The following is a 24,661-nucleotide window of genomic DNA, read 5'->3' on the forward strand; positions in this document are numbered from 1 at the left end:
GGGCACCTGCCAGTCCAGGTCGACCAAATGCAGCAGGCTCTCGACGAAGCCTGTGGTCTGGCGTAGCGCCATGCCGAACAACACTTTCATCGTCAAGCATGTCTGGATAGCGGTGTCGCTGTAGGTCTGCTGCCGACCGCGCTTACCGGTCGGCGCAGCCTCCCAGATCATCTCCGGGTCAAACCAGACTGTCAGCGAGCCACGGCGCTTGAGCGCTTCGTTATAGGCCGGCCAGTTCCTGGTCTTGTAGGTTGGGGGTGTGGGTCTGCTCATGTCGCCCAGCTACCACACTGGATTCGCGACATGAATCCCTCACGCGCTTTGTGCAACAGAGCCCATCTCGTTACCCAGCTTTCAATTGTGATGAGTTCTATCGTAATCATTTTCCATCGGCGGACAAGCGTAGTCTCGCCCCGCATAGCCACGCCCCCTGCGTGTCGGCTCCTGCAATCCTGGGTCCTGGGGGGCCGGGCCGGCGCGGTCTCTCTCTCCGCCTCAATCCGCCCCTCTCTACATCTTGTGGTGTTGCGCGCCGTGCGCCGCATTTACCTGCCCCGTGCTCGGTGCCAATACCGACGCGATACCGACGCGGGGCCGGCGCAATACCGACGCGCCGATCCCTGCAAAACCGAGGCATTAACCACCGAATCATCCGCACGGCCGGATGCGGCCCGCGTGCGGGGGGCCAATTGCCACTCACGCGGCGGTCATGCTATCGTCACGCAACCCCAGCGAGGCAGAGCAGACGCCCATGACGGCCTTGAAGCAATACCAACGCCTTGAGGCGACAGGCCTCTGGCGGGCCACCCCCGAGGATCAGCGGCGCGACGTGATCGTGTCCATCGGCGATGCCACCCTGATCATCACCGACACCCATGACAGGGTGCTTGCGCATTGGTCCTTGCCCGCGCTGGAGCGCACCAACCCGGGCGAAATACCCGCGATATATCAACCCGATGGCGACCCTGGCGAAACCCTCGAATTCCCGGAGGACGAGGACCATTTCATATCCGAGATCGAGCGTTTGCGCGCAGCCATCCATCGCCACCGCCCGCGCCCGGGGCGCCTGCGGCTTGTCACGCTTGCGACCGTCGTCTTGGCGGTGCTTGCCTTGGGGGTGTTCTGGCTCCCTAACGCGTTGATAAGCCACACCGTTTCCGTCGTCCCCGAGGTCAAGCGCGAGGAGATCGGCAAGGCCCTTCTCGCCCATGTCCGGCGCGTCACCGGCGCGCCGTGCACCACGCCCGCGGCCAACCTCGCCCTGCGGCGCCTGTCGGCGCGCCTTCCTGCGCCGGACGGACAGGTTGATCGTCTGATCGTGATGCGCGAAGGGGTGCGCGACACCGTGCAATTGCCCGGGCGTATCATGCTGCTGAGCCGGACGCTGGTGGAAGATCACGAAGACCCCGACGTTGTCGCCGGCTATGTCCTCGCCGAACAACTGCGCGCGGAGCGGCGCGATCCGTTGGCGCGGCTGCTCCGGTATGGCGGGGTTTCTGATAGCTTCAAATTGTTGACGACCGGGCGCCTGTCCACCGAAACCTTGCGCGGCTACGCCGAGGCGCGGCTAACCCAACCCACGCCCAGGGTTGACGACGCGGCCCTGCTGGGGGCTTTTGATGCGCAGGAGGTGCGCAGCAGCCCCTACGCCTACGCCCTTGATATCACGGGTGAAAAGACGCTACCCCTGATCGAGGCGGACCCTTACGCAAACAGCACGTCGCGCCCGGTCCTTAGCGATGGCGACTGGATCCGCCTGCAAGGCATCTGCGGCGGCTGAACACGGGCGACGCCCTACTTGCCCAGGCGTGCACCCCCGAAGCCGGCCTTGTGCGCCACCGACAATGCCGCACGCAGTTTGCTCTCGGCATCATAGGGCCCGGCGAGAAGCAGTTGATACTCTGTCCCGCCCTTCGAATACCGGCCCACCCGCACCGACAGCCCTGCTGCCCTGAGCTTGCGCGTCGCGGCGCGCATCGCCTCCGGGTCGAAGAAATGCGCGACCTGAACGTAGCGGTGCGTGGCATCGCGCATCTTGCGCCCGGGCTCGGGCTGGGGCGCGGCCCCCTTGGTCGAAACGCGCGGCGTGGTCGCGCCCGATGGCTTCGCCTCGGTCTGCTGCGTGCGCGACCTGGTCGAGACCGTGACGCGTGTCCGGGCCCGTGTAACGATCCGCGCGCTATCGGGGTCGAAAACCACCGTTCCGGCGCGCAACTGCGCAGGCTTCAACCGCCGCGGAACCGTGCGCGTCCACCGCGCTTCCATGCTGCGCTTGCCGGTCAGGGTCTGATGCGCGCGCTTGCGGTTCAGCCTGTCATCCTCCCAAACCGGGCTATAGCCTTCGGGCGGACCGTTCAGATCGGCGGTTTGCAACTGTTGCTCATAGACATGGCGCGGCACGATCCGCGTCCCTTGCGCAATGGCCACACCGCGCGCAGGGCTGCCACCGCTTGCCGCCCCTGCGGATGATGCGGCGCGCGCACCCGTGCTTTGCCCCGGCGTTACCGGCGAAACCTGCTGCGGGCCGCACCGGACATCCGGATCATTGCCCATGTATCGCCGGGACAATGCCGACAAATCCGTGCACCCGCCCTGAACAACGGGCGATCTACGCTTTCCCGAAGTCTTTTGCGCGGGCACAACCGGCTTGCGCATCGTCTTCTTTGCCGGTGCGTTGTATGTGTTGCCCATCGCAGCCGTGGCGGTTGGCTTTGCCGTGCTGGCTGCAACCTTGGGCGCAGGTTTGGGCGCCTTGTCTTGCTTTGGTTTCGTGACGGGCACCTGACCGGCACGCGCCAATGTCGGTTGCGCCCCGCAAATATGCTGCCGGTCGCGCGTGACGCGCGGCACCCAACGCACCGCCCCATCGAGTCCGGCACGGACATAGATGCAACCGCGGCTATCGACGTATTGCTTGCCCTCATACGAGGGCGGCGGCACCTCGGCGGGCGGCTCTGCATTGCGGAGTGATTGCGCGTGCGCCGCACTTGCCCCGAAAGACATGGCCACGAGCACGCAGCATAGCAAACTGGCAGTCTTCATTTGTGCCCCCACACGAAATGTTGTGAGCACTGTGCACGAGATACATCACTGAGTAAAGCGTCGAGGGGCTTATTTGGTGCCGAACATCCGGTCACCCGCATCACCTAGGCCCGGCATGATATATCCCTTTTCGTTCAACTGCCTGTCCAACGCGGCAGTCACGATAGGCACATCCGGATGCGCCTCCTTCATGCGGGCGACACCTTCGGGCGCGGCCAGCAGGCACAGGAAGCGGATATTGGTCGCGCCGGCCTGTTTGAGCAGATCGATCGCCGCCGCCGAGGAATTGCCCGTCGCCAGCATCGGATCGACGGCTATCACCAACCGCTCGTCCAGCTGATCGGGCAGCTTGCAGTAGTACTGCACGGGCTTGAGCGTCTCTTCGTCGCGGTAGAGGCCAACAAAGCCAACCCGCGCACCCGGCATCAGTTCAAGCATGCCATCCAACAACCCGTTGCCCGCCCGCAAGATCGAAACCAGCGCCAGCTTGCGCCCCTCCAGAACGGGCGCATCCATTGTCTCCATCGGGGTGTCGATCTTTTTCGTGGTCATCGGCAGCTCGCGCGTGATCTCATACGCGAGTAGCTGGCTAATCTCACGCAGCAACTGCCGGAACTGTCCCGATGGCGTTGACTTGTCGCGCATATGGCTGAGCTTGTGCTGGATCAGCGGATGGGTGACGACGGTGAGATGCTCGCTCATGAATGCTCCAGTTGCTGTTCGTACCCGAACCATGGTGTCGCTCCGGTGGTGTCGCTCTGGTTTACCCCCGCAAGCATGCGCCGCGCAATGGGGCGGTGCGCAAAACGCCAAATTGGGCCCCTCGCTTTTGGGCCGCGAAGAAAATCAGTGACCCCTGCCGCGCAAATTTGCAATCTAGGGCACATTGACCCCGGCACGATTCAGCGCCTTCCATGCAAATGAAAGATGGTTTAACGCTAAACAATCCGGCAGCAACAGGGAGGATCGGCATGACAGATAACCACAAAGAGGCAGCAAGAGAGGCGGCGCTGACCTATCACGAACAGCCGCGCCCCGGAAAACTCGAGATCCGCGCGACCAAGCCGCTTGCCAATGGCCGCGACCTGGCGCGCGCCTATTCGCCCGGCGTTGCCGAAGCCTGCGTCGAGATCGGCAAGCTTGAGACCAACGCAAGCCGCTATACCGCGCGCGGCAACCTGGTCGGCGTGGTCACCAACGGGACGGCGGTGCTGGGCCTTGGCAATATCGGCCCGCTGGCGGCAAAGCCGGTCATGGAAGGCAAGGCTGTCCTTTTCAAGAAATTCGCCGGTATCGACTGCTTCGATCTTGAACTGAATGAATCCGACCCCGAAAAGCTGGCCGATCTCGTCTGCGCGCTGGAACCGACCTTTGGCGCGATCAACCTCGAAGACATCAAGGCGCCCGATTGCTTCATCGTCGAAAAGATCTGCCGCGAGCGCATGAACATCCCCGTGTTCCACGATGATCAGCACGGCACCGCAATCGTTGTTGGCGCGGCGACCAAGAACGCGCTGCATGTCGCGGGCAAACGGTTCGAAGACATCAAGGTGGTCAGCGCCGGCGGCGGCGCGGCTGGCATTGCCTGCCTCAACATGCTGCTGAAACTGGGCGTCAAGCGCGAGAATGTCTGGCTGTGCGACATTCACGGTCTGGTCCACGAGGGGCGCGAGCAGGACATGAACCCGCAAAAGGCCGCCTATGCCCAGGCATCCGATCTGCGCGACATGGCGCAGGTTATTGAGGGCGCCGACATGTTCCTTGGCCTGTCGGGCCCCGGCGCGCTCACCGCCGACATGGTCGCCCGGATGACCCCCCAACCGATCGTGTTCGCGCTGGCCAATCCGACGCCCGAAATCCTTCCCGATGAGGTGCGTAGCGTTGCGCCCGACGCCATCATCGCCACCGGGCGCAGCGATTTTCCCAACCAGGTCAACAACGTGCTGTGCTTTCCCTTCATCTTTCGCGGGGCACTGGATGTCGGCGCGACCGAGATCAACGATGCCATGCAACTGGCCTGCATCGAAGGGATCGCGGAGCTGGCCCGCGCCACCACCTCCGCAGAGGCGGCGGCGGCATATCACGGCGAATCCATGACGTTCGGCCCTGACTACCTGATCCCCAAACCGTTCGATCCGCGTCTTGTCGGCATCGTGTCCTCGTCCGTGGCACGCGCGGCGATGGAGTCGGGCGTGGCCACACGCCCCATCGAGGACCTGGATGAATACAAGACCCGCCTTGACGGATCGGTGTTCAAATCGGCCCTCCTTATGCGGCCCGTGTTCGAGGCGGCGCGCACCGCATCGCGCCGCATCGTCTTTGCCGAAGGCGAGGACGAGCGGGTCATGCGCGCGGCGCAGGCGGTTCTGGAAGACACCACCGAACAGCCCATCCTGATCGGCCGCCCCGAAGTGATCGAAGCACGCGCGGAACGCGCCGGATTGACGATCAAGGCCGGCCGCGATTTCGAGATCGTCAACCCCGAGAACGACCCGCGCTACCGCGATTATTGGGGCACGTATCACGACATCATGGCCAGGCGCGGCGTCACCCCCGACCTCGCCCGCGCGATCATGCGCACCAACACCACCGCCATCGGCGCCGTTATGGTTCATCGCGGCGAGGCCGACAGCCTGATATGCGGCACCTTTGGCGAATATCGCTGGCATCTCAACTACGTCAGCCAGGTCCTGGCCACCGGCGATCTGCGCCCCCACGGCGCCCTGTCTATGATGATCATGGAGGACGGTCCCCTCTTTATCGCCGACACGCATGTGCATTCCCTGCCCAAGCCCGAACAACTGGCCGAAGCCGCGATCGGCGCGGCACGTCACGTCAGGCGCTTCGGGCTAGAGCCGCGCGTGGCCTTTTGCGCACAGTCGCAATTCGGCAACCAGGCTGAAGGGTCCGGCGCAAGGCTGCGCGCCGCGCTGGAGATCCTCGATAGCGAGCCAAGGGATTTCTCCTACGAGGGCGAGATGAACGTGGATACCGCGCTTGACCCGGAATTGCGTAGCCGCCTCTTGCCCAACAACCGCCTCGACGGCCCGGCAAATGTATTGATCTTCGGCCATGCCGATGCGGCGTCTGGCGTGCGCAATATCCTCAAGATGAAGGGCGGCGGGCTTGAGGTCGGGCCGATCCTGATGGGGATGGGGAACAAGGCGCATATCGTGAATCCGTCGATCACCCCGCGGGGCCTGTTGAACGTCGCGGCCATCGCCGGAACGCCCGTTGCGCATTATGGCTGACGGGCTGCACGCCATGGGGGTACGATAGCGCAAACAGCGTCAAGGCGGCGCAGGTGCGCCCCTTGCCCGATCAAGTGACGCCGCGTAACAAACGCGCAAACGGCATACAGCCGCATGCGGGATGGAGGAGCCAGCAAATGACCACTTACGCCGAAGTCTACAACGCCTGGAAGAACGACCCCGACGGGTTCTGGATGAAACAGGCCGAGGCCATCGATTGGGATCGCATGCCCAGCAAGGCATTGTTCGACGACAACGCCCCGCTTTATGAATGGTTCAAGGACGGGTTGGTCAACACCTGCTGGAACGCGGTCGACCGCCATGTCGAGCAGGGGCGCGGCGAACAGCCGGCCATCATCCACGACAGCCCCGTCACCCACACCAAGCGCGAAATCACCTATGTCGAGCTGCGCAACCGCGTCGCCACACTCGCCGGCGCGCTGCGCGACAAGGGCGTGGAAAAGGGCGACCGCGTCATCATCTACATGCCCATGATCCCCGAGGCGCTTGAGGCGATGCTGGCCTGCGCCCGTCTCGGCGCGATCCATTCGGTCGTGTTCGGCGGGTTTGCCAGCCACGAATTGGCCGTGCGCATCGACGACTGCAAACCCAAGGCAATCATCGCCGCCTCCGCCGGGATCGAGCCGGGTCGCGTGGTGCACTACAAACCGCTCTTGGACGGCGCCATAGATCAGGCCACGCACAAGCCCGATTTCTGCGTCATCTTCCAGCGCGAACAAGAAGTTGCCGAATTGAAAGAGGGCCGCGATGTCAACTGGCACGGGTTCCAGTACGGCGTTCAGCCCGCCGATTGCGTCCCCGTCGAGGGCGATCACCCCGCCTATATCCTCTACACATCGGGCACCACCGGACAGCCCAAGGGCGTCATCCGCCCCACGGCCGGGCACCTTGTCGCGCTCAACTGGTCGATGAAGAACCTCTATAACGTGGACCCCGGCGATGTGTTCTGGGCGGCGTCGGACGTGGGCTGGGTCGTCGGGCACAGCTATATCTGCTACGCGCCCCTGATCCACGGCAACACCACCATCGTGTTCGAGGGCAAACCCGTCGGCACCCCCGATGCCGGCACCTTCTGGCGCGTAATATCGGAACACAACGTGCGCTCTTTCTTCACGGCGCCCACGGCGTTCCGCGCGATCAAACGCGAAGACCCCAAGGGCGAGTTCGTCCGCAAGTACGATCTAAGCTGCCTGCGCACGCTGTATCTCGCCGGGGAACGCGCGGATCCGGACACGATCAACTGGGCCAAGGAACAGTTGCAGGTGCCCGTCGTCGATCACTGGTGGCAGACCGAAACCGGCTGGGCCATCACCGGCATCCCCATGGGGATCGAGGAAATGGAGATCAAGATTGGCTCGTCGGGCGTGCCAATGCCCGGCTACGACGTGCAGATCCTGGACGAGGCCGGCCAACCTGTCGGCCCTGACACGCTGGGGGCCGTTGCGATCAAGCTGCCGCTGGCGCCCGGCACCTTGCCAACGCTGTGGAACGCCGAGGATCGTTTCCGCAAATCCTACCTCGATCATTTCCCCGGTTACTATGAGACCGGCGATGCCGGCATGATCGACGCGGACGGCTACCTCTATATCATGGCGCGCACCGATGACGTGATCAACGTCGCCGGGCACCGCCTGTCCACCGGCGCGATGGAAGAGATCCTTGCCGGTCACCCGGACGTCGCCGAATGCGCCGTGATCGGCGTGACGGATCAGCTCAAGGGACAACTGCCCATGGGTTTCTTGTGCCTGACCAAGGGCGTGAACCGCGAGCATTCGGAGATCGTGAAGGAATGCGTCGCCCGCGTGCGCGACGAAATCGGCCCGGTCGCGGCGTTCAAGCTGGCCGTGGTGGTGGATCGCCTGCCCAAAACGCGCTCGGGCAAGATCCTGCGCGCCACGATGGTCAAGCTGGCCGATGGCGAAGACTTCAAGATGCCCGCAACCATCGACGACCCGGACATCCTTGACGAGATCCGTACCGCTTTGCAGCCAATCGGCTACGCCAAGGGCTAAGTGACTTGATCGGTCATGCCGCGCCGCTTAGCATTTCGGTGCTATAGATCAGGAGGCGCTTTTGACCCTCATCTCGCTGAGTTTTCTGCACTACCTCGCCTTTTCCCTCGGGATAGGCGGGGGCGTTGCAGGCATGCTTGCCGGCCGCATGGCCGCGCGGGCGGCCCCCGAAACGCGCCCGGCTTTGGGACGGCTTCAGCGTCGGTTGGGGCAGATCTCGGCGCTGTCCATCGTCATCCTATGGGTGACGGGCGTTTGGCTGATCCAAGGCCGATACGGCGGGCTTTCGCCCTTGCCGTGGCTGTTCTGGGCCAAGATCGTTGCGGTTATCGCGCTGACCATCTGCGCGGCATGGATTCAGGCGCTATCGCTGCGGGCATGGCGCCGCGAAACGCCGCCGCCAGCGGCAAGGATGGCCCGGCTCAGCAAACTGGCGAACCTGTTTGCGCTGTTGGCGCTTGGCCTGGCCGTGGCGGCCTTCGCCTGACCGTCGATGCCTAGACGAACTGTTCGCGAATAAGCCGCTCTTCCAACCCATGCCCTGGATCGAACAAAAGCCGGTGGCGAATGGACGCCTCGCTATGCACCTCCACCCGCACCACGTTCGGGACCGAACGGCTGTCGGCATCCGCCATCACCGGGCGCTTTTCATGCTCCAGCACGTCGATGCGCACCTTGGCCGTCTTGGGCAACAAGGCCCCCCGCCAGCGCCGCGGCCGAAACGGCGCAATCGCCGTCAACGCCAGAACATCCGACCCGATCGGCAGGATCGGGCCATGCGCGCTATAGTTATACGCGGTTGACCCCGCCGGCGTCGACACCAGCGCACCATCGCACACCAGTTCGGTCATGCGCAGCCTGTCATCGACGAAAATCTGCAACCGCGCCGCCTGCGGCCCCGCGCGCAGCAATGACACCTCGTTGATGGCAAGCGCCTCGTGCATGGTGCCATCGGCGCAGGTCGCCCGCATCGCCAGCGGGTTGATCACGGCCTCCTCGGCGGCGTTCAACCTGTCGATCAACCCGTTCTCGGAAAACTCGTTCATCAAGAAGCCGACCGTGCCCCGGTTCATCCCGTAGACGGGCGCCGACAGGTGCTGCGTGCTGTGCAGGGTTTGCAACATGAACCCATCGCCGCCAAGGGCGACGACCACATCCGCCTTGGCCAGGGGCACATCCCCGTACCGCTCGGCCAACATCTCTCGCGCCGCGCGCGAGCTTTCGGCCCGACTGGCCACAAATGCGATCTTCATGCTCATCGGGCAATCCTGAACTTCACGGCTGTCACAAGGGCAGATCGAAACACATAGCCGCGTAATACACCAGCCCTGACGCACAGATAGGCGACTGCGTCGCTTTCAACACTTCCCCCCCTACCGGGTTTACACTAACAAGCATTTCAACGCGGACCCCATGACGGAGCTTCATATGACCGACACAGGTTTTTTCACGACGAGTTTGCGCGATCGCGATGCTGAGTTGTACGGCGCGATCCGGGATGAGCTGTCTCGTCAGCGCCACGAGATCGAGCTGATCGCGAGCGAGAACATCGTGTCCTCGGCGGTGCTCGAGGCGCAGGGTTCCGTGCTGACGAACAAGTACGCCGAAGGGTATCCCGGCCGGCGCTATTACGGCGGGTGCGAGTTTGTCGACAAGGCCGAGAACCTCGCGATCGAGCGGGCGAAGCAGCTGTTTGGCTGCGGGTTTGCCAACGTGCAGCCCAATTCGGGCAGCCAGGCGAACCAGGGCGTGTTTACCGCTCTTTTACATCCGGGCGATACGATCCTGGGGATGAGCCTCGATGCGGGCGGGCACCTGACCCACGGCGCGGCGCCGAACCAGTCGGGCAAATGGTTCGACGCGGTGCATTACGGCGTGCGGCGCGACGATCAGCGCATCGATTACGACCAGGTGCAGGCGCTCGCGACCGAGCACCAGCCAAAGCTGCTGATCGCGGGGGGCTCGGCTATCCCGCGACAGGTGGATTTCGCCCGCATGCGCGAGATCGCCGATAGCGTCGGCGCGTACCTGCTGGTGGACATGGCGCATTTCGCCGGTCTGGTGGCGGCGGGCGAGCATCCCTCGCCGTTTCCGCACGCGCACGTGGCCACGACGACCACGCACAAGACGCTGCGCGGCCCGCGCGGTGGCATGATCCTGACCGATGACGCGGGTCTGGCGAAGAAATTCAACTCGGCCATCTTCCCCGGCATCCAGGGCGGGCCGCTTTGCCACGTGATCGCGGCCAAGGCCGTGGCCTTTGGCGAGGCGCTTGAGCCGTCGTTCAAGACCTACCAGAAGCAGGTCCGCGCCAACGCGGTGGCACTGGCGGATGAGCTGATGAAGGGAGGCCTCGACATCGTGACGGGGGGCACCGACACGCATGTGATGCTGGTCGATCTGCGACCCAAGGGCGTCAAGGGCAACGCGACCGAGGCGGCCCTGGGCCGCGCCAGCATCACCTGCAACAAGAACGGCATCCCCTTCGACGACGAAAAGCCGACGGTGACATCGGGCGTGCGTCTGGGCACGCCGGCGGGCACGACGCGGGGCTTTGGCGAGGCCGAGTTCCGCCAGATCGGCCAGTGGATCGTGCAGGTCGTCGATGGCCTCGCCGCCAACGGCGAAGACGCCAACGCCGAGATCGAGAAAGCCGTCCGCGAAGGCGTCGAGAAGATGTGCGAAAAATTCCCGATTTACAATAACTTGTGATCCGCCAAATCCCCCCGCGGCACGCTGCACTGGTCAAGCGGCGGCTGCGGGGGTAGACGGGATATATGCTGAACCTCACCACATATGGCGATCAAACCGATTCGCCGACGCTTTTGATCGCGCACGGGTTGTTTGGCGCCGGGCGCAACTGGGGGGCGCTGGCCAAGCGCTTGTCCCAAACACGGCGCGTGATCACCGTGGACATGCGCAACCACGGCGAAAGCCCTTGGTATAACTCCCACAATTACAAGGACTTGGCCGCCGACCTGGCCGAGGTGATCGATACGCTGGACGGGCCGGTTGACGTGCTGGGGCACTCGATGGGCGGCAAGGCGGCGATGGTGCTGGCGCTCACGCGACCCGAGCTGGTGAACCGCCTGATCGTGGCAGATATTGCGCCCGTGCGCTATGACCACGGCCAGATGCAGTATATCGAGGCGATGAAAGCCGTTGACCTGGGCAAGGTAAAAAGACGCGCCGATGCCGAGGCGCAATTGTCCGACCTGCTCGAGGATCCGATTTTGCCGGGGTTCTTCACTCAATCCATTGATATCAAAGCAAAACAATGGCGCCTGAACCTCGAAGTCCTGGCCCGCGAAATGCCCGGTATCCTGTCCTTTCCCAAGCACCTGACAGACCCCTATGAGGGGCCGGCATTGTTCCTGTCGGGCGCCGACTCGCACTACGTGAAACGCGAGTACAGACCTGTTATAAAACAACTTTTCCCCGCCGCGCAATTCGCGAAAATCCCCGATGCAGGGCATTGGCTGCACGCGGAAAAACCGCGCGAATTCGAGGCCGCGCTCCGCGTCTGGCTGGAACAGAGCGCCCCGCCCGCAACCTGAAATTCCCTACCGGAGCGAACGTACGTAGCGCACAACTCGGCGCTTGAACCGCACGCTTGTGAACAAACCCTTAACCTGCCCCCAAGGCCTTGCGCGATCGATATTTCTTCTGGCTCCAAATATCCCCGCCGGAGGCATCCACCCCATCACCGCGCACAAACGTTGCGGAACAAAGCGCCGACATGGCCCAGAAAAGAAAAAGGACGGCGGCGGCCCCAACGGGGACCCCTCCCTTGTACCGCCACCGCCCGGCCCGCGATACGCCGCATGGGCGCTGCGGGAACCGAAAATCAGGTATCCGAACTCAACGCCCGCGCGACCATCCATGAGATTGGCATAGCCGCGATCGCGCCCACCGCCACGGCGATCAGGATCGGGTTGAGCGTGTCATAGCCCGCCGCCAAAGCGGCGATCATGAAAATGCCGGCCAAAGTGACCCCGGCAAGGATATAGATTACCAACGCAAGTCGCAGCATGTCGCAAATCCCTTGTCGATCAAACCACCGGCGCACCCAAACGCGCCGCCGCAAATAATCATAACGCGACGGCGGGCGGGTTTCCTTGATCTGGGTCATACGCGGGGCAAATCCCCTTTTCGCGGGCGAAAATATCGGCTATCGGCGCGGGCATGCCCAGGTATGCCCTCAGGATCGAATATAGCGGCGCGCCGTTTCGTGGCTGGCAGCGCCAGCGCGATCTGCCCTCTGTGCAGGGGGCGGTCGAGGCGGCGCTTTCGCGGCTGGAGCCGGACGCCCCCGGCATCGGCGCGGCGGGGCGCACCGATACCGGGGTGCACGCCCTTGGGCAGGTGGCGCATTGCGACCTGCACAAGGAGTGGGAGCCGTTTCGCCTGCGCGAGGCGCTGAACTATCACCTCAAGCCCGCGCCGGTGGCGATCACCGATTGCGCGGCGGTCGCGGACGATTGGCACGCGCGGTTCTCGGCCACCTATCGGCGCTACCTGTTTCGGCTGCTGCTCAGGCGTGCGCCGGCGTCGCTTGAGGCGGGGCTGGTGTGGCAGGTGCGGCGCGATCTGGACGTGGACGCGATGCGCGCGGGCGCGACGCACCTGGTCGGGCATCACGATTTCACCACCTTCCGCTCCACCATTTGCCAGGCGAAAAGCCCGGTCAAAACGCTGGACCTGCTGGAAATCGAAGAGACGGAAGGCCTGTCGGGCCGCGAGCTGCGGTTTCACCTGAAAGCGCGGTCGTTCCTTCACAACCAGGTGCGCAGCATCGTCGGCACGCTGGAGCGGGTCGGCGCGGGGGCCTGGGCGCCCGATGACGTACGCGCGGCCCTTGACGCGCGCGACCGCGCCGCATGCGGGCCGGTGTGCCCGCCGCATGGCCTCTACCTGTCGCAGGTGGGGTATGTGCCGGACCCGTTCACCAACGATTGAGGCCGGCGCGGGGCGGTGATCGGCGCGCTTACTTGCGGCGCAGGCGGATCACCACGTCGACCGACGCGATCTCGGCGCCCTCTGGGGCGTCGGGCAGATTGGTGATTTGAAGATCCTCGGCCGGGGCATCGCACAGGGTGCCGCAATCCTCCCAATAGAAATGGGGGTGGTCGTGGGTATTGGTGTCAAAATAGCTGCGCGTGCCGTCAACGGTGACTTCCTGCATCAATCCCGCGTCGCAAAAGGCGCGCAAGGTATTGTACACCGTCGCCAGCGAGACATTCGCGCGCTGGTCCTTGGCGGCGGTGAACAGGCTTTCAGCGGTGACGTGGCGATCCTGCCCGTCCCCCACCAGCAGCGCCGCCAGCGTGATCCGCTGCCGCGTCGGGCGCAGGCCCGCACTCGACAGCCAAGCGCCGGCGCGGCGAGAGCCCTCGGCGGTGATGGTGTCGTCAGCTGCGCTCATGGTCGGATCCTTTCATTCACCTGTTAATATAGAGGCCGCAACGGGGGAATTTCAAACGAAAACCTCCGCCCAAGGCGGGCGCGCGGACGGCAAGGCAGGCTTGCAAGCCCGCTACGCGCGGTGATAGACGCTAAGGGGACACAACACCGCCGAAAAACCACGAAAGGGGCACATCTGAATGGCCCAGTATCCGAGCAGTTTCGACAAGGACGACCTACTCAAGTGCGCGCGGGGCGAATTGTTCGGCCCCGGCAACGCGCAACTGCCCGAGCCGCCCATGCTGATGATGGACCGGATCACCGACATTTCCGGCGATGGCGGCCCGCATGGCAAGGGCCACGTGGTAGCCGAGTTCGACATAACGCCGGACCTGTGGTTCTTTGAGTGTCACTTTCCCGGCAACCCGATCATGCCCGGCTGCCTGGGTCTTGACGGGCTGTGGCAGCTTACCGGCTTCAACCTGGGCTGGCGCGGCTGGCAGGGGCGCGGCTATGCCCTGGGCGTGGGCGAGGTGAAGTTGACCGGCATGGTCCGGCCGGACCGCAAGATGCTGACCTATTACGTGGATTTCACCAAGGCCGTGCAAACCCGCCGCCTGACCATGGGCGTGGCCGATGGCCGCGTCGAGGCCGATGGCGAGGAGATCTACCAGGTCAAGGATATGAAAGTGGCCCTATCCGAAACCTGACCCCGAAAGAGCAAGGAGTGCGCCAATGCGCCGTGTCGTCGTTACAGGACTGGGAATCGTCTCATCCATCGGAAACAACGCCGAAGAGGTACTTGCCTCGCTCAAGGCAGGAAAATCCGGCATCACCGCCAACGAAGCGATGAAGGAACACGGCTTTCGCAGCCAGATCGCCGGCGATGTCAAACTGGACGTGACGCAACACGTGGACAAGCGCACGCTGCGCTTCATGGGACCGGGCGCCGCCTATGCCCATATCGCCATGGGGCAGGCGATCGCCGATGCGGGGCTGGAAGAGGCCGACATCGTGAACCCGCGCACCGGGCTGGTGGCCGGCTCGGGCGGGCCATCGACCAGCGCCATGCTGGCCGCGCACCAAACGGTTCTGGAAAAGGGCGGCCCCAAGCGCATCGGTCCCTTCGCGGTGCCCAAGTGCATGTCCTCCACCATCAGTGCGAACCTGAGCACCGCCTACCAGATCAAGGGCATCAACTATTCCATCACCTCGGCCTGCTCGACCAGCCTGCATTGCATCGGCAACGCGGCCGAGCAGATCATGATGGGCAAACAGGACGTGATGTTCGCCGGCGGCGGCGAAGAACTCGACTGGACCCTATCGTGCCTGTTCGACGCCATGGGCGCGATGAGCGCGAAATACAACGACACCCCCGAACGCGCCAGCCGCGCCTTTGACGCGGACCGCGACGGGTTCGTGATCGGCGGCGGCGGCGGCATGCTGGTGCTTGAGGATCTCGAACACGCCCGCGCGCGCGGCGCCAGGATCTATGCCGAGGTGACGGGCTACGCCGCCACCAGCGACGGGCACGACATGGTCGCCCCCTCGGGCGAGGGCGGCGAGCGCGCGATGCGCCTGGCGCTGCAAACGCTGCCCGAGGACCGCAAGGTGGGCTATATCAACGCGCACGGCACCAGCACGCCGGTGGGCGACGTGGGCGAGGTCGAGGCGGTGCGCCGCGTGTTCGGCCAGGGCACGACGCCGCCGATCAGCTCGACCAAGTCGATGACCGGCCACAGCCAGGGCGCCACCGGCGCGCAGGAGGCAATCTATTGCCTGCTGATGCTGGAGCACGATTTCATCGCGCCGTCGATCAACGTCGATACGCTCGACCCCGAGATCAACCCCGCCGAAATCGCCACCTCCCGGGTCGACAACGCGGGGCTGGACACGGTGATGACCAACAGCTTTGGCTTTGGCGGCACCAACGGATCGATGCTGTTGTCGAAATTTCAGGGATAATGCACATGGGCGGAGCGATGGAGGGCAAGCGTGGCCTGATCATGGGGGTGGCCAATGACCGGTCGATCGCCTGGGGGATTGCACGCGCGATGCACGCAGCAGGGGCGGAGCTTGCCTTTACCTACCAGGGCGAGGCGTTCGGCAAACGGCTGGAGCCGCTGGCGGCCTCGGTCGGCTCGGACCTGCTGATGGACGCGGACGTGAGCGACGATGCCTCGCTCGACGCGGCGTTCGAGACGCTGGCCGCGCGCTGGCCGACGATCGATTTCGTGGTCCACGCCATCGCCTATTCCGACAAGTCCGAACTGACCGGCCGGTTCATCAACACCAGCCGCGCCAATTTCCGCACCTCGCTTGAAATCTCGGCCTACTCGTTCATCGACGTGGCGCGCCGGGCGCATCCCCTGATGAAGGAAAACGGCGGCACGCTGCTGACGCTGACCTACCAGGGCGCCAACCGCGTCACCCCCTATTACAACGTGATGGGCGTGGCCAAGGCAGCGCTGGAATCGGCCACGCGGTACCTGGCCAATGACCTTGGACAAGACGGCATCCGCGTCAACGCGATCTCGCCCGGGCCGATGAAGACACTGGCTGGCGCGGCCATCGGCGGGGCGCGCAAGACCTACAAGCACACCGACCAGAACGCACCGCTGGGCGGCAATGCCACGCTTGAGGCGGTCGGTGGCACGGCGGTCTACCTCGCCTCGGACGCGGGCGCCTGCACCACCGGCGAGATCCTTCGCGTCGATGGCGGCTATCACATCCTGGGCATGCCGCAGGCCGACAACATCTGACACCGCGCGGACCAAGGGATCGACGCCCCGCCCGGCCGCGACCGCAGTAAAATGGATACTTTTAGCCAGAAGAAACACAAGCGCGCGCCTCATGGGACCGGGGTGTATTTCTTCTGGCCGTAAATATCCCCGCCGGAGGCATCCGCCGCCCGAAGCCGGCGCGCGAGTGCGCTTTCTTGCCTCAGCGTTTGCGATCGCGGCGCGAGCTCATCGGCTGGAACGCTACGCCGACATGCGCCTCGCAATAGGGTTTGCCCGATTGCACCGGCAGGCCGCAAAACCAGAAATCATCGGTCGCGGGGTCGCCGACGGGCCATTTGCAGGTGCGTTCGGTCAACTCCATCAGCGACAGGCGCTTGGCTTTCTTCTCGATCTCGCTGACCTTGGCCAGGGCCTCGGGGCTGATCTCGTTCGCCGAGGGTTGCGGCGGCAGCGGCTGACCGGCGGGAATGATCGCCTTGCGGGTATGCGGCACGGTCACGCCAGCGCCTTGGGTGGCCTCGTCCGGCTCGTCCTCCTCGGTGGGGGCGGCGACGGGCTGGGGCGCCTCGGCCTTGGGCTTGGCGGCGGCCTTGCGCGTCGGGGCTGCCTGCGTCTCGGCGCGCGGTGCTGCTGCGGCGGCGGCATCGGGTTTCGCCGGTTGCTTGGCCTTTACCTCGGGCGCCGCGGCGGCACCGCTGGTGCGGTTCGACAGGCCCAGACGGTGCACCTTGCCGATGACGGCGTTGCGCGTGACGCCGCCCAGTTCCTTGGCGATCTGGCTGGCCGACTGGCCCTCGCCCCACATCTTCTTCAACAGCTCGACGCGTTCATCGGTCCAGGACATGCGATTTCCTTGGTTCAGGGGCGGCCCGGCGCACCGGCGTCGGCCCCGCAATTTCTGACTGGCGCCCTATTCTAATCACTCATGTCTGAGTTACAAGGCGTCGAATCATCACCACGGTCAGGAGAGACGCGATGCAAGACGGCACGGAGATGGGCGCGCGGCGCTTTGGGCGGGTCAACTGGATGGGTCTGTACACGCTAGCCTCGCGCGAGGTGCGCCGCTTCATGGCGGTGCGCACGCAAACGGTCCTGGCGCCGCTGGTAACGGCGGGGCTGTTCGTGATGATCTTTTCGATCGCGATCGGGCCAACCCGCGGCGAGGTGATGGGCGTGGCCTTCACCACCTTCATCGCGCCGGGGATCCTGATGATGACGGTGATCCAGAACTCTTTCGCCAATTCCTCGTCCTCGATCGTCAGCGCCAAGATCCAGGGCAATATCGTGGACACCCTGATGCCACCGCTCAGCCCGGCCGAACTGGTCCTGGGCTACATGGCCGGCAGCGTGGCGCGCGGCCTGCTGGTGGCGGCGGCGATCTGGGTCGGGCTGGCGCTGTTCCTGGGGATCGGCGCGGTGCATCCGCTCTGGGCGCTTGTGTTCGTGCTGCTTGGCTCGGCCTTCATGGGGGCGCTGGGGATCGTGACGGGCATCTTCGCCAACAAGTTCGATCAGATGTCGGCGATCACCAATTTCGTGATCACCCCGCTGGCGTTCTTGTCGGGCACCTTTTATTCGGTTCGGGATCTGCCGCCGGGCCTGCGCGAGATCACCCATTTCAACCCGGTATTCTACCTGATCGACGGGGTGCGTTACGGCGTGATCGGCGTCTCGGACAGCGACCCGCTGCTGGGCCTGGCGATCTGCGGCGCGGCGACGCTGGTGCTGGCGCTGGTGGCCTGGGCGATGTTCCGGCGCGGCTACCGACTCAAGGCTTGAGACGTTTTGCGCTTGCGCCCCCCGCACGGGGCGCTAATGTGCGCGCCATGACACGGATATGCGACATTGCCACCCTGCGACGAGGCCGCGCAACGCGCGCCTGATCGGCGCATATCCCGTGCACCCGCGTGGGCGCCCCCCGGCGCCTCGCCCCGACCCTTCACAAACTTGACTAATGCCCGCGTGTGATGCACTCACAGGGCTTCTTTGACCGAGGAATATCAAGATGATCCCGTCCATTCTGCCGACCTATTCGCGCGCACCTCTGTCGTTCACCCATGGTGAAGGCAGCTGGCTGAGCACCGAGGACGGGCGACGTTTCCTCGACTTCGGGGCGGGCATCGCGGTGAATGCCCTGGGCCACGCGCATCCCGAACTGGTCGCTGCTTTGACCGAGCAGGCGGGCAAACTGTGGCATGTCTCCAACCTCTACCAGATCCCCCAGCAGCAGGAGCTGGCCGACAAGCTGGTCGAGGCCACCTTTGCCGACACGGTATTTTTCACCAATTCGGGAACGGAATCGTGCGAGTTGGCGATCAAGATGGCGCGCAAGCACTGGTCCGCGCAGGGGCAGCCCGAGCGCACGCAGATCATCGCCTTCAACGGCGCGTTCCACGGCCGCTCAACCGCCGCGATCGCGGCGGCGGGGTCGGAAAAGATGACCGCCGGGTTCGGGCCGCTGATGCCCGGCTTCACGCATATCGACTGGGGCGATCACGACGCCCTGCGCGCCGCCCTCACCAAGGACACCGCCGCCGTCCTGATCGAGCCGGTGCAGGGCGAGGGCGGCATCCGCCCCCTGCCCGACCAGTGCCTGCGCGGCCTGCGCGAGCTGTGCGATGAGACCGGCGCGCTCTTGATCCTGGACGAGGTGCAATGCGGCATGGGCCGCACCGGGCGGCTGTTTGCCCATGAATGGGCGGGCGTCGCACCCGATATCATGATGGTCGCCAAGGGCATCGGCGGGGGCTTTCCGCTGGGCGCGGTGCTGGCCACCGAACACGCGGCCAAGGCGATGGGCACGGGCACTCACGGCTCGACCTATGGCGGCAACCCGCTGGCTTGCGCTGTGGGCAACAAGGTGATGGATATCATCTCCGATCCCGCCTTCCTCGACACCGTAAGCGCACGCGCGGGCCTCCTGCGCCAGCGGCTCGAAGGGCTGGTCGCCAGCCACCCCGACATATTCGAGCAGGTGCGCGGCATGGGCCTGATGCTGGGCCTCAAGTGCCGCGCCGCGAACACCGACGTACTGGCCGCCGCCTTTGATCAGAACCTGATCACGGTTCCGGCCGCCGACAACGTGATCCGCCTGTTGCCGCCGCTCAACATCTCCGAGGACGAGATCGCGCAGGCCGTATCGCGCCTCGACGCGGCCGCCGCCACCCTCCAGAAGGCGCGCGCGTGATCTTCATCTTGCACTAAATACTCCGGGGGTGTGGGGGCTGGCCCCCACGCCATCATTTCCAGAAAGCGAAACCGCGATGACCCATTTCCTCGATATCAACAAGACCGACCCGGCCGACCTGCGGCAGATGATCGACACCGCCCGCGCCATCAAGGACGCCCGCGGCGGCCGCCCCAAGGGCAGCACCGATGCCGACCTGCCGCTTGACGGGCACATGGTGGCGCTGATCTTCGAGAAACCCTCGACGCGCACGCGGGTCTCCTTTGACGTGGGCGTGCGCCAGATGGGCGGCCAGACGATGGTGCTGTCGGGCAGCGACATGCAGCTTGGCCATGGCGAGACGATCGCCGATACCGCGCGGGTGCTGTCGCGCTACGTGGACATGATCATGATCCGCACGTTCGAAGAGGCGACGCTTCTGGAAATGGCCGAACACGCCAGCGTGCCGGTGATCAACGGGCTGACCAACCGCACCCACCCCTGCCAGATCATGGCCGACATCATGACCTACGAGGAACATCGCGGCCCGATCACCGGGCGCAAGGTGGTCTGGTCGGGCGACGGCAACAACGTCTTCGCCAGCTTCGCGCACGCCGCCGGGCGGTTCGGCTTCGACCTGACCTTCACCGGGCCCGCGCCGCTGGACCCCGAGATGGCGTTCGTCGAAGAGGCCCGCGCCGCCGGCGCCCGCGTCGAGATCGAGCGCGACCCCGCCAAGGCGGTGATCGGCGCCGACCTGGTGGTCACCGACACCTGGGTCAGCATGCACGATCCGCAATCCGCGCGCGAGCGGCGCCACAACCAGTTGCGCAGCTACCAGGTGAACGCCGCGCTGATGGCCAAGGCCAAGCCCGACGCGCTGTTCATGCATTGCCTGCCCGCGCACCGCGACGACGAGGCCACGTCCGAGGTAATGGACGGTCCCCATTCAGTGATCTTCGACGAGGCCGAGAACCGCCTGCACGCGCAAAAGGCGATCATGCGCTGGTGCCTGGGCAAGTGATGGCCTGTTGCTGCGATTGGGCGACCGGATGACGAGCCGCGCAGGGAACTATATCCAACGGGCAGCAAAAGACCATCGCCCACCCGGCTCACTCCTGCTTCTGCACCGTCTCGCGCATTTCCCACAGGCCCGGCTCGAAATTCTCGGCATCGCCGTAATCGACGAACTGCGCGTAATAGGCATGCACCGCACCCACCCGCGCGGCGTGCTTGATCGGGCACCAATAGGCCTCGGTCCGGCCGGCGATCTCTTGCACGTAGCCAATCAGCCCGTTGCAATAGCCGCAATAGACGCAGTTCAGCTTTTGCAGCGCGTTGAGATAGGCAAGGTGGTGGCGGTCGACGCGGATGAAATCGGCGCGGCGCACGCGCTGTATCCCGTAGACCGGAAAGCAGACGCGCTGATAGATCGTCACGAACAGGTCCAGCATCGCGAACGGGATGATCAGCGAATAGATCACCGGCGCCGTGACTACCGTCATCGGGCGCGTGCGGCACAAGAAGTCGCTTAGCCGGATGCGGAACTCGCGCTGGCGGCGGCGCGCCTCGCGCTCGAACACCACCCGGCCGTTTTCCAGGCGATAGCGGAACTCTTCGCGGCGGCGTGCGAAATCCGCCTCGAGTTGCTCCTGTAGCTCCTGGATACGGGTCAGGATCTGCTCGGTGGTGCTGGGCATGGGGGCCTCCGGGTTCGTGCGGCGATCCCCGCCATTTGACAGCAAAACGGCGCCGGAGAGAAGCCTCTCCGGCGCCGCGCAATCTTGACCGGCAATCGGTCCCCTGGATCAGGCGATTTCGACCAGTTCGATATCGAACGTCAGGTCGCGCCCGGCCAGCGGGTGATTGGCGTCGAGGGTAACCTCGCTTTCGGTCACTTCGACCACCGTCACCGGCATGGCGTTGCCGTCAGGGGTCTGCACCTGCAGCTGCGTGCCCAGGTCAAGCGGGATATCCTCGGGGATCTCTGCGCGCGGCACCGCTTGGCGGGCGCCGGGGTCGGGCTGACCATAGGCATCGTCGGCGGGCACTTCGACGGTCTTCTTCTCGCCGACGCTCATGCCGGCCATGGCATTGTCGAGGCCGGGGATGATCTGACCCGAGCCCACGGTGAACTCCAGCGGGTCGCGCCCCTCGGAGCTGTCGAAGGTCGAGCCGTCAGCCAGCGTACCGGTATAGTGAATGCGGACGGTATCGCCCGATTTGACTTGCGTCATGAAGTGTCCAATCTGTTCGGGATGGGTGAGTGTCCGAGGCCGCCTGCACGGCGGGTTCTCGCGCTATCCTGCGTATAATAAGTGCGGGGGCGGGAAATTGCAAACGGGGGCGGGCAGGGTTTTTTGCCTTTTACACCGCTCAGGCCCATGCCAATCTGTCCCCGCACACCCCGCGAGAGGAGAGAGCATGCCAATCACCACCTGCATATTCGATGCCTACGGAACGCTGTTCGACGTCTCGGCCGCCGCACGCCAGGCCGCGGCCGAGCCCGATCACGCCGCCCTGGCCGATCACTGGCCGGCGGTCGCGGCGAACTGGCGGCTGAAACAGTTGCAATATAGCTGGCTGCGCGCCATCACCGGCGAGCATACGGATTTCTGGCAGGTCACGCAGGACGGGCTTGACTGGGCGCTTGAGGCGCAAGGCCTCGATGGCGACACGGCCCTGCGCGAAAGGCTGCTGGCGCTTTATTGGGAGCTCAGCGCCTACCCCGAGGTTCCCGAGATGCTGCGCGCGCTCAAGGCGGCGGGCAAGAACTGCGCGATCCTTTCCAACGGCTCGCCCGCGATGCTTGACGCGGCGGTCGCCTCGGCCGGCCTGGGTGACTGGCTGGATGATCTGCTGTCGGTGGAAAGCGTCGGCATCTTCAAACCCGCACCGCAGGTGTACGACCTGGTCGAGGAACGCTTTGGCGGCCTGCGCGAGGAGGTCCTGTTCGTCTCGTCCAATGGGTGGGACGCGGCGGCGGCTGCGGGCTACGGGTTTACCACCGCATGGGCCAACCGAGGCGGAGAGCCGGTCGATCGCCTGCCCGCGCGCCCGCATCACGTGCTGTCCGACCTGACGGCGATTGCGGGGCTGGCGGGGGCGTAATGGCGTATTTCACCACGTCTGACGGACTGTCGCTGTATTACGAGGATGCGGGCCACGGCTTGCCGGTGTTGTGCCTTGCCGGGCTGACCCGCAACGCGCGCGATTTCGATTTCGTAGCCCCGCACATGGCCGACGTGCGGATGATCCGGCTGGACACGCGCGGACGCGGCAAATCCGACCACGCCGCCGACCCGTCGGAGTATGCCGTGCCGGTCGAGGCGCGCGATGCGCTGGAATTGCTGGACCATCTCGGCATCGACAAGGCCGCGATCCTTGGCACCTCGCGCGGCGGCATTATCGGGATGTACCTGGCCGCCACTGCGCATGAGCGGCTGCTTGGCGTCGCGCTCAATGACATCGGCCCGGTGATCGAGGCGGCAGGGTTGTCGGTGATCTCGGCCTATGTCGGGCTGCAGCCGCAGGTGGCATCGCTGGACGCGTTGGCGCAGGCCCGCGAACAGGCGGCGCGCGGCGCGTTCCCCGGCGTGCCGCTGACCCGTTGGCGCGAAGAAGTGGAGCGCACCCACAAGATGACGCCGCAAGGGCCGCGCCTGGCCTATGACACGCGGCTGGCCGAAACGGTGCGCGGGCGCGATGAGGGTCCGGCGGACATGTGGCCGCTTTTCGAGGCGATCGCGCCGCTGCCGGTGGCGGTGATCCACGGCATAACCTCAGACCTGCTGCGCAATGAGACCGTGACCGAAATGAAGCGCCGCAACCCGGACCTGATCGTGGCGCAGGTGCCCGCGCGCGGGCATATTCCCTTTCTCGATGAACCCGAGGCGCTGGAGGCGCTGCGCACATGGCTGGACCGGATGAAGTAAACATCGATGACGTGCGCGCCGCTGCACGGCGGCTGGACGGGGTGGTGCGGCGCACGCCGCTGCTTTCCTCGCCGTTCCTGGACGCGATCGCGGGGCGGCGGGTGCTGATCAAACCCGAGTGCCTGCAACACACCGGCAGTTTCAAGTTCCGCGGCGGGTATTCGGCGGTGTCGGCCCTGCCGCGCGATGTCTGCGCGCGCGGCGTCATCGCGTTTTCAAGTGGCAATCACGCGCAGGGCGTGGCGATGGCCGCCCGGATGCACGGCGCGCCTTGCGTGATCATCATGCCCCGCGACGCGCCACGCCTGAAGATCGAAAACACCCGCGAGCTGGGCGCCGAGGTTGTGCTTTATGACCGCGAGGGGGAAGACCGCGACGCCATCGGCGCGCGGCTGGCGTCCGAGCGGGGCCTGACCCTGATCAAGCCGTTCGACGAGCCGCATGTCATCGCCGGCCAAGGCACCACCGGCCTTGAGATAGCGGCGCAGACCCGCGCCATGGGGGTGGAGCGCGCCGATGTGTTGGTGTGTTGCGGTGGCGGCGGGCTGACCAGCGGCATCGCCCTGGCGCTTGAGGCCGAGGCGCCGGGCCTGCGCGCCCGCCCGGTCGAGCCGGAGGGGTTTGACGACGCCGCGCGCTCGCTCGCGGCGGGCCGGATCGAGGCGAACGCGCCCGGGCGCAGCAGCATCTGCGACGCGATCCTCACGCCCGCGCCCGGCGCCCTGACCTTTCCGATCATGCGGCGGCTGTGCGGGCCGGGCCTGTCGGTTAGCGACGACGAGGCGCTGCGCGCGATGGCGCTGGCGGCGATCCGGCTCAAGATCGTGGCCGAGCCGGGCGGCGCGGTAGCGCTGGCGGCAGCGCTGATGCGTCCCGACCAGATCATCGGCGATACGGTGGTGGTTGTCGTCTCGGGCGGGAACACCGATCCGGGCATGATGGCACGGGCCCTGGCCGCAGAATAGCGGGCCGGGGGGCCGGGATCATACCCTTGGCGCGGGCTGCGAGCCCGGGCCGCGCCCGACCCTCCCCGTCAAACCGAAAGTTTGCCTCCGGCAAAACGGGAGGGCGCGCCCCTCAGTTCAAC

General features: G+C 65.2%; 25 protein-coding genes. 16 read left to right on the top strand and 9 right to left on the bottom strand.

Annotation, left to right across the window (positions count from 1 at the left end; genetic code table 11):
• A partial coding sequence (locus G568_RS0109790) for an IS5/IS1182 family transposase (RefSeq protein ID WP_026757992.1) occupies positions 1–273 on the bottom strand: 273 nt, incomplete at its 3' end.
• Positions 274–709: 436 nt separating this feature from the next.
• On the opposite strand from G568_RS0109790, the gene G568_RS0109795 reads away from it, so the two are divergent.
• On the top strand, positions 710–1,780 hold the full coding sequence (locus G568_RS0109795; protein WP_342664617.1) for a hypothetical protein: 1,071 nt from the start codon (positions 710–712) through the stop codon (positions 1,778–1,780).
• A 14-nt stretch (positions 1,781–1,794) separates the two neighbouring features.
• Here the strand turns inward: G568_RS0109795 and G568_RS0109800 are convergent, their stop codons facing one another.
• Positions 1,795–3,042: an SPOR domain-containing protein gene (locus G568_RS0109800; RefSeq protein ID WP_084627382.1), complete on the bottom strand. Its 1,248-nt coding sequence runs from the start codon at positions 3,040–3,042 to the stop codon at positions 1,795–1,797.
• A 69-nt stretch (positions 3,043–3,111) separates the two neighbouring features.
• A complete protein-coding gene (gene upp / locus G568_RS0109805; RefSeq protein WP_026757860.1) occupies positions 3,112–3,744 on the bottom strand; it encodes a uracil phosphoribosyltransferase in 633 nt (210 codons plus the stop codon).
• Between the two features lie 269 nt (positions 3,745–4,013).
• On the opposite strand from upp, the gene G568_RS0109810 reads away from it, so the two are divergent.
• The 3 genes from G568_RS0109810 (at position 4,014) to G568_RS0109820 (ending at position 8,813) form a co-directional block, all read left to right on the top strand.
• Entirely contained in the window at positions 4,014–6,293 is a 2,280-nt protein-coding gene (locus G568_RS0109810; protein WP_026757861.1) for an NADP-dependent malic enzyme, read from the top strand.
• 137 nt (positions 6,294–6,430) lie between these two features.
• A complete protein-coding gene (gene prpE / locus G568_RS0109815; protein WP_026757862.1) occupies positions 6,431–8,326 on the top strand; it encodes a propionate-CoA ligase PrpE in 1,896 nt (631 codons plus the stop codon).
• Between the two features lie 61 nt (positions 8,327–8,387).
• Positions 8,388–8,813 (top strand): hypothetical protein, encoded by a 426-nt coding sequence (locus tag G568_RS0109820; RefSeq protein ID WP_157084367.1) that lies wholly within the window; start codon positions 8,388–8,390, stop codon positions 8,811–8,813.
• A 10-nt stretch (positions 8,814–8,823) separates the two neighbouring features.
• Here the strand turns inward: G568_RS0109820 and G568_RS0109825 are convergent, their stop codons facing one another.
• On the bottom strand, positions 8,824–9,585 hold the full coding sequence (locus G568_RS0109825; RefSeq protein ID WP_026757864.1) for an NAD kinase: 762 nt from the start codon (positions 9,583–9,585) through the stop codon (positions 8,824–8,826).
• A 169-nt stretch (positions 9,586–9,754) separates the two neighbouring features.
• On the opposite strand from G568_RS0109825, the gene glyA reads away from it, so the two are divergent.
• Together glyA and G568_RS0109835 are read left to right on the top strand one after the other, a co-directional pair.
• Positions 9,755–11,038 (top strand): serine hydroxymethyltransferase, encoded by a 1,284-nt coding sequence (gene glyA / locus G568_RS0109830; RefSeq protein ID WP_281169001.1) that lies wholly within the window; start codon positions 9,755–9,757, stop codon positions 11,036–11,038.
• 65 nt (positions 11,039–11,103) lie between these two features.
• A complete protein-coding gene (locus G568_RS0109835) occupies positions 11,104–11,883 on the top strand; it encodes an alpha/beta fold hydrolase (protein ID WP_026757866.1) in 780 nt (259 codons plus the stop codon).
• 290 nt (positions 11,884–12,173) lie between these two features.
• Here G568_RS0109835 and G568_RS0109840 read toward each other — a convergent pair whose 3' ends face one another.
• Positions 12,174–12,359 (bottom strand): hypothetical protein, encoded by a 186-nt coding sequence (locus G568_RS0109840; RefSeq protein WP_026757867.1) that lies wholly within the window; start codon positions 12,357–12,359, stop codon positions 12,174–12,176.
• Between the two features lie 152 nt (positions 12,360–12,511).
• Here G568_RS0109840 and truA point away from each other — a divergent pair, with 152 nt between their 5' ends.
• Positions 12,512–13,285 (top strand): tRNA pseudouridine(38-40) synthase TruA, encoded by a 774-nt coding sequence (gene truA, locus G568_RS0109845; RefSeq protein WP_026757868.1) that lies wholly within the window; start codon positions 12,512–12,514, stop codon positions 13,283–13,285.
• Positions 13,286–13,313: 28 nt separating this feature from the next.
• Here the strand turns inward: truA and irr are convergent, their stop codons facing one another.
• Positions 13,314–13,751: a Fur family transcriptional regulator Irr gene (irr, locus tag G568_RS0109850; protein WP_051202909.1), complete on the bottom strand. Its 438-nt coding sequence runs from the start codon at positions 13,749–13,751 to the stop codon at positions 13,314–13,316.
• Between the two features lie 178 nt (positions 13,752–13,929).
• Here irr and fabA point away from each other — a divergent pair, with 178 nt between their 5' ends.
• From fabA to G568_RS0109865, 3 genes are read left to right on the top strand one after another with little or no spacing between them, the layout of a single operon-like run.
• Complete coding sequence (fabA, locus tag G568_RS0109855) at positions 13,930–14,439, top strand: bifunctional 3-hydroxydecanoyl-ACP dehydratase/trans-2-decenoyl-ACP isomerase (RefSeq protein ID WP_026757870.1); 510 nt, start codon at positions 13,930–13,932, stop codon at positions 14,437–14,439.
• A 25-nt stretch (positions 14,440–14,464) separates the two neighbouring features.
• Positions 14,465–15,694 (top strand): beta-ketoacyl-ACP synthase I, encoded by a 1,230-nt coding sequence (gene fabB / locus G568_RS0109860; RefSeq protein ID WP_026757871.1) that lies wholly within the window; start codon positions 14,465–14,467, stop codon positions 15,692–15,694.
• A gap of 5 nt (positions 15,695–15,699) precedes the next feature.
• Complete coding sequence (locus tag G568_RS0109865) at positions 15,700–16,491, top strand: enoyl-ACP reductase FabI (RefSeq protein ID WP_026757872.1); 792 nt, start codon at positions 15,700–15,702, stop codon at positions 16,489–16,491.
• Between the two features lie 181 nt (positions 16,492–16,672).
• Here G568_RS0109865 and G568_RS0109870 read toward each other — a convergent pair whose 3' ends face one another.
• On the bottom strand, positions 16,673–17,317 hold the full coding sequence (locus G568_RS0109870) for a GcrA family cell cycle regulator (protein ID WP_026757873.1): 645 nt from the start codon (positions 17,315–17,317) through the stop codon (positions 16,673–16,675).
• A gap of 131 nt (positions 17,318–17,448) precedes the next feature.
• On the opposite strand from G568_RS0109870, the gene G568_RS0109875 reads away from it, so the two are divergent.
• The 3 genes from G568_RS0109875 (at position 17,449) to argF (ending at position 20,663) form a co-directional block, all read left to right on the top strand.
• Positions 17,449–18,252: an ABC transporter permease gene (locus G568_RS0109875; protein WP_026757874.1), complete on the top strand. Its 804-nt coding sequence runs from the start codon at positions 17,449–17,451 to the stop codon at positions 18,250–18,252.
• 226 nt (positions 18,253–18,478) lie between these two features.
• A complete protein-coding gene (locus G568_RS0109880; protein ID WP_026757875.1) occupies positions 18,479–19,660 on the top strand; it encodes an aspartate aminotransferase family protein in 1,182 nt (393 codons plus the stop codon).
• Positions 19,661–19,736: 76 nt separating this feature from the next.
• Complete coding sequence (gene argF / locus G568_RS0109885) at positions 19,737–20,663, top strand: ornithine carbamoyltransferase (protein WP_026757876.1); 927 nt, start codon at positions 19,737–19,739, stop codon at positions 20,661–20,663.
• Positions 20,664–20,751: 88 nt separating this feature from the next.
• Here argF and G568_RS0109890 read toward each other — a convergent pair whose 3' ends face one another.
• Complete coding sequence (locus tag G568_RS0109890) at positions 20,752–21,339, bottom strand: hypothetical protein (protein WP_026757877.1); 588 nt, start codon at positions 21,337–21,339, stop codon at positions 20,752–20,754.
• Between the two features lie 108 nt (positions 21,340–21,447).
• Positions 21,448–21,876 carry an FKBP-type peptidyl-prolyl cis-trans isomerase gene (locus G568_RS0109895; protein WP_026757878.1) on the bottom strand — a complete coding sequence of 143 codons (429 nt, stop codon included), beginning with the start codon at positions 21,874–21,876 and terminating at the stop codon, positions 21,448–21,450.
• Between the two features lie 187 nt (positions 21,877–22,063).
• Here G568_RS0109895 and G568_RS0109900 point away from each other — a divergent pair, with 187 nt between their 5' ends.
• Genes G568_RS0109900 through G568_RS0109910 form a run of 3 tightly spaced genes read left to right on the top strand, consistent with a single transcriptional unit; the run spans position 22,064 to position 24,539 of the window.
• Positions 22,064–22,750, top strand: coding sequence for a haloacid dehalogenase type II (locus tag G568_RS0109900; RefSeq protein ID WP_026757879.1), 687 nt, complete (start codon positions 22,064–22,066; stop codon positions 22,748–22,750).
• The gene (locus G568_RS0109905; protein ID WP_026757880.1) at positions 22,750–23,574 is read left to right on the top strand and encodes an alpha/beta fold hydrolase; all 825 of its coding nucleotides are present in this window, start codon (positions 22,750–22,752) and stop codon (positions 23,572–23,574) included. The genes G568_RS0109900 and G568_RS0109905 overlap by 1 nt, the downstream gene beginning before the upstream one ends.
• A complete protein-coding gene (locus G568_RS0109910; RefSeq protein ID WP_026757881.1) occupies positions 23,553–24,539 on the top strand; it encodes a threonine ammonia-lyase in 987 nt (328 codons plus the stop codon). Before G568_RS0109905 ends, G568_RS0109910 begins: the two co-directional genes overlap by 22 nt.
• Positions 24,540–24,661 lie beyond the last annotated feature (122 nt).

Origin of the sequence: Sediminimonas qiaohouensis DSM 21189 (genome assembly GCF_000423645.1) — a bacterium.
Taxonomy (GTDB): Bacteria; Pseudomonadota; Alphaproteobacteria; order Rhodobacterales; family Rhodobacteraceae; genus Sediminimonas; species Sediminimonas qiaohouensis.

Coding starts and splice junctions, on each gene's coding strand:
- G568_RS0109795 (WP_342664617.1), top strand. CDS start 710: ATGCTATCGTCACGCAACCCCAGCGAGGCAGAGCAGACGCCCATGACG.
- G568_RS0109800 (WP_084627382.1), bottom strand. CDS start 3,042: ATGAAGACTGCCAGTTTGCTATGCTGCGTGCTCGTGGCCATGTCTTTC.
- upp (WP_026757860.1), bottom strand. CDS start 3,744: ATGAGCGAGCATCTCACCGTCGTCACCCATCCGCTGATCCAGCACAAG.
- G568_RS0109810 (WP_026757861.1), top strand. CDS start 4,014: ATGACAGATAACCACAAAGAGGCAGCAAGAGAGGCGGCGCTGACCTAT.
- prpE (WP_026757862.1), top strand. CDS start 6,431: ATGACCACTTACGCCGAAGTCTACAACGCCTGGAAGAACGACCCCGAC.
- G568_RS0109825 (WP_026757864.1), bottom strand. CDS start 9,585: ATGAGCATGAAGATCGCATTTGTGGCCAGTCGGGCCGAAAGCTCGCGC.
- glyA (WP_281169001.1), top strand. CDS start 9,755: ATGACCGACACAGGTTTTTTCACGACGAGTTTGCGCGATCGCGATGCT.
- G568_RS0109835 (WP_026757866.1), top strand. CDS start 11,104: ATGCTGAACCTCACCACATATGGCGATCAAACCGATTCGCCGACGCTT.
- G568_RS0109840 (WP_026757867.1), bottom strand. CDS start 12,359: ATGCTGCGACTTGCGTTGGTAATCTATATCCTTGCCGGGGTCACTTTG.
- truA (WP_026757868.1), top strand. CDS start 12,512: ATGCCCAGGTATGCCCTCAGGATCGAATATAGCGGCGCGCCGTTTCGT.
- irr (WP_051202909.1), bottom strand. CDS start 13,751: ATGAGCGCAGCTGACGACACCATCACCGCCGAGGGCTCTCGCCGCGCC.
- fabA (WP_026757870.1), top strand. CDS start 13,930: ATGGCCCAGTATCCGAGCAGTTTCGACAAGGACGACCTACTCAAGTGC.
- fabB (WP_026757871.1), top strand. CDS start 14,465: ATGCGCCGTGTCGTCGTTACAGGACTGGGAATCGTCTCATCCATCGGA.
- G568_RS0109865 (WP_026757872.1), top strand. CDS start 15,700: ATGGGCGGAGCGATGGAGGGCAAGCGTGGCCTGATCATGGGGGTGGCC.
- G568_RS0109870 (WP_026757873.1), bottom strand. CDS start 17,317: ATGTCCTGGACCGATGAACGCGTCGAGCTGTTGAAGAAGATGTGGGGC.
- G568_RS0109875 (WP_026757874.1), top strand. CDS start 17,449: ATGCAAGACGGCACGGAGATGGGCGCGCGGCGCTTTGGGCGGGTCAAC.
- G568_RS0109880 (WP_026757875.1), top strand. CDS start 18,479: ATGATCCCGTCCATTCTGCCGACCTATTCGCGCGCACCTCTGTCGTTC.
- argF (WP_026757876.1), top strand. CDS start 19,737: ATGACCCATTTCCTCGATATCAACAAGACCGACCCGGCCGACCTGCGG.
- G568_RS0109890 (WP_026757877.1), bottom strand. CDS start 21,339: ATGCCCAGCACCACCGAGCAGATCCTGACCCGTATCCAGGAGCTACAG.
- G568_RS0109895 (WP_026757878.1), bottom strand. CDS start 21,876: ATGACGCAAGTCAAATCGGGCGATACCGTCCGCATTCACTATACCGGT.
- G568_RS0109900 (WP_026757879.1), top strand. CDS start 22,064: ATGCCAATCACCACCTGCATATTCGATGCCTACGGAACGCTGTTCGAC.
- G568_RS0109905 (WP_026757880.1), top strand. CDS start 22,750: ATGGCGTATTTCACCACGTCTGACGGACTGTCGCTGTATTACGAGGAT.
- G568_RS0109910 (WP_026757881.1), top strand. CDS start 23,553: ATGGCTGGACCGGATGAAGTAAACATCGATGACGTGCGCGCCGCTGCA.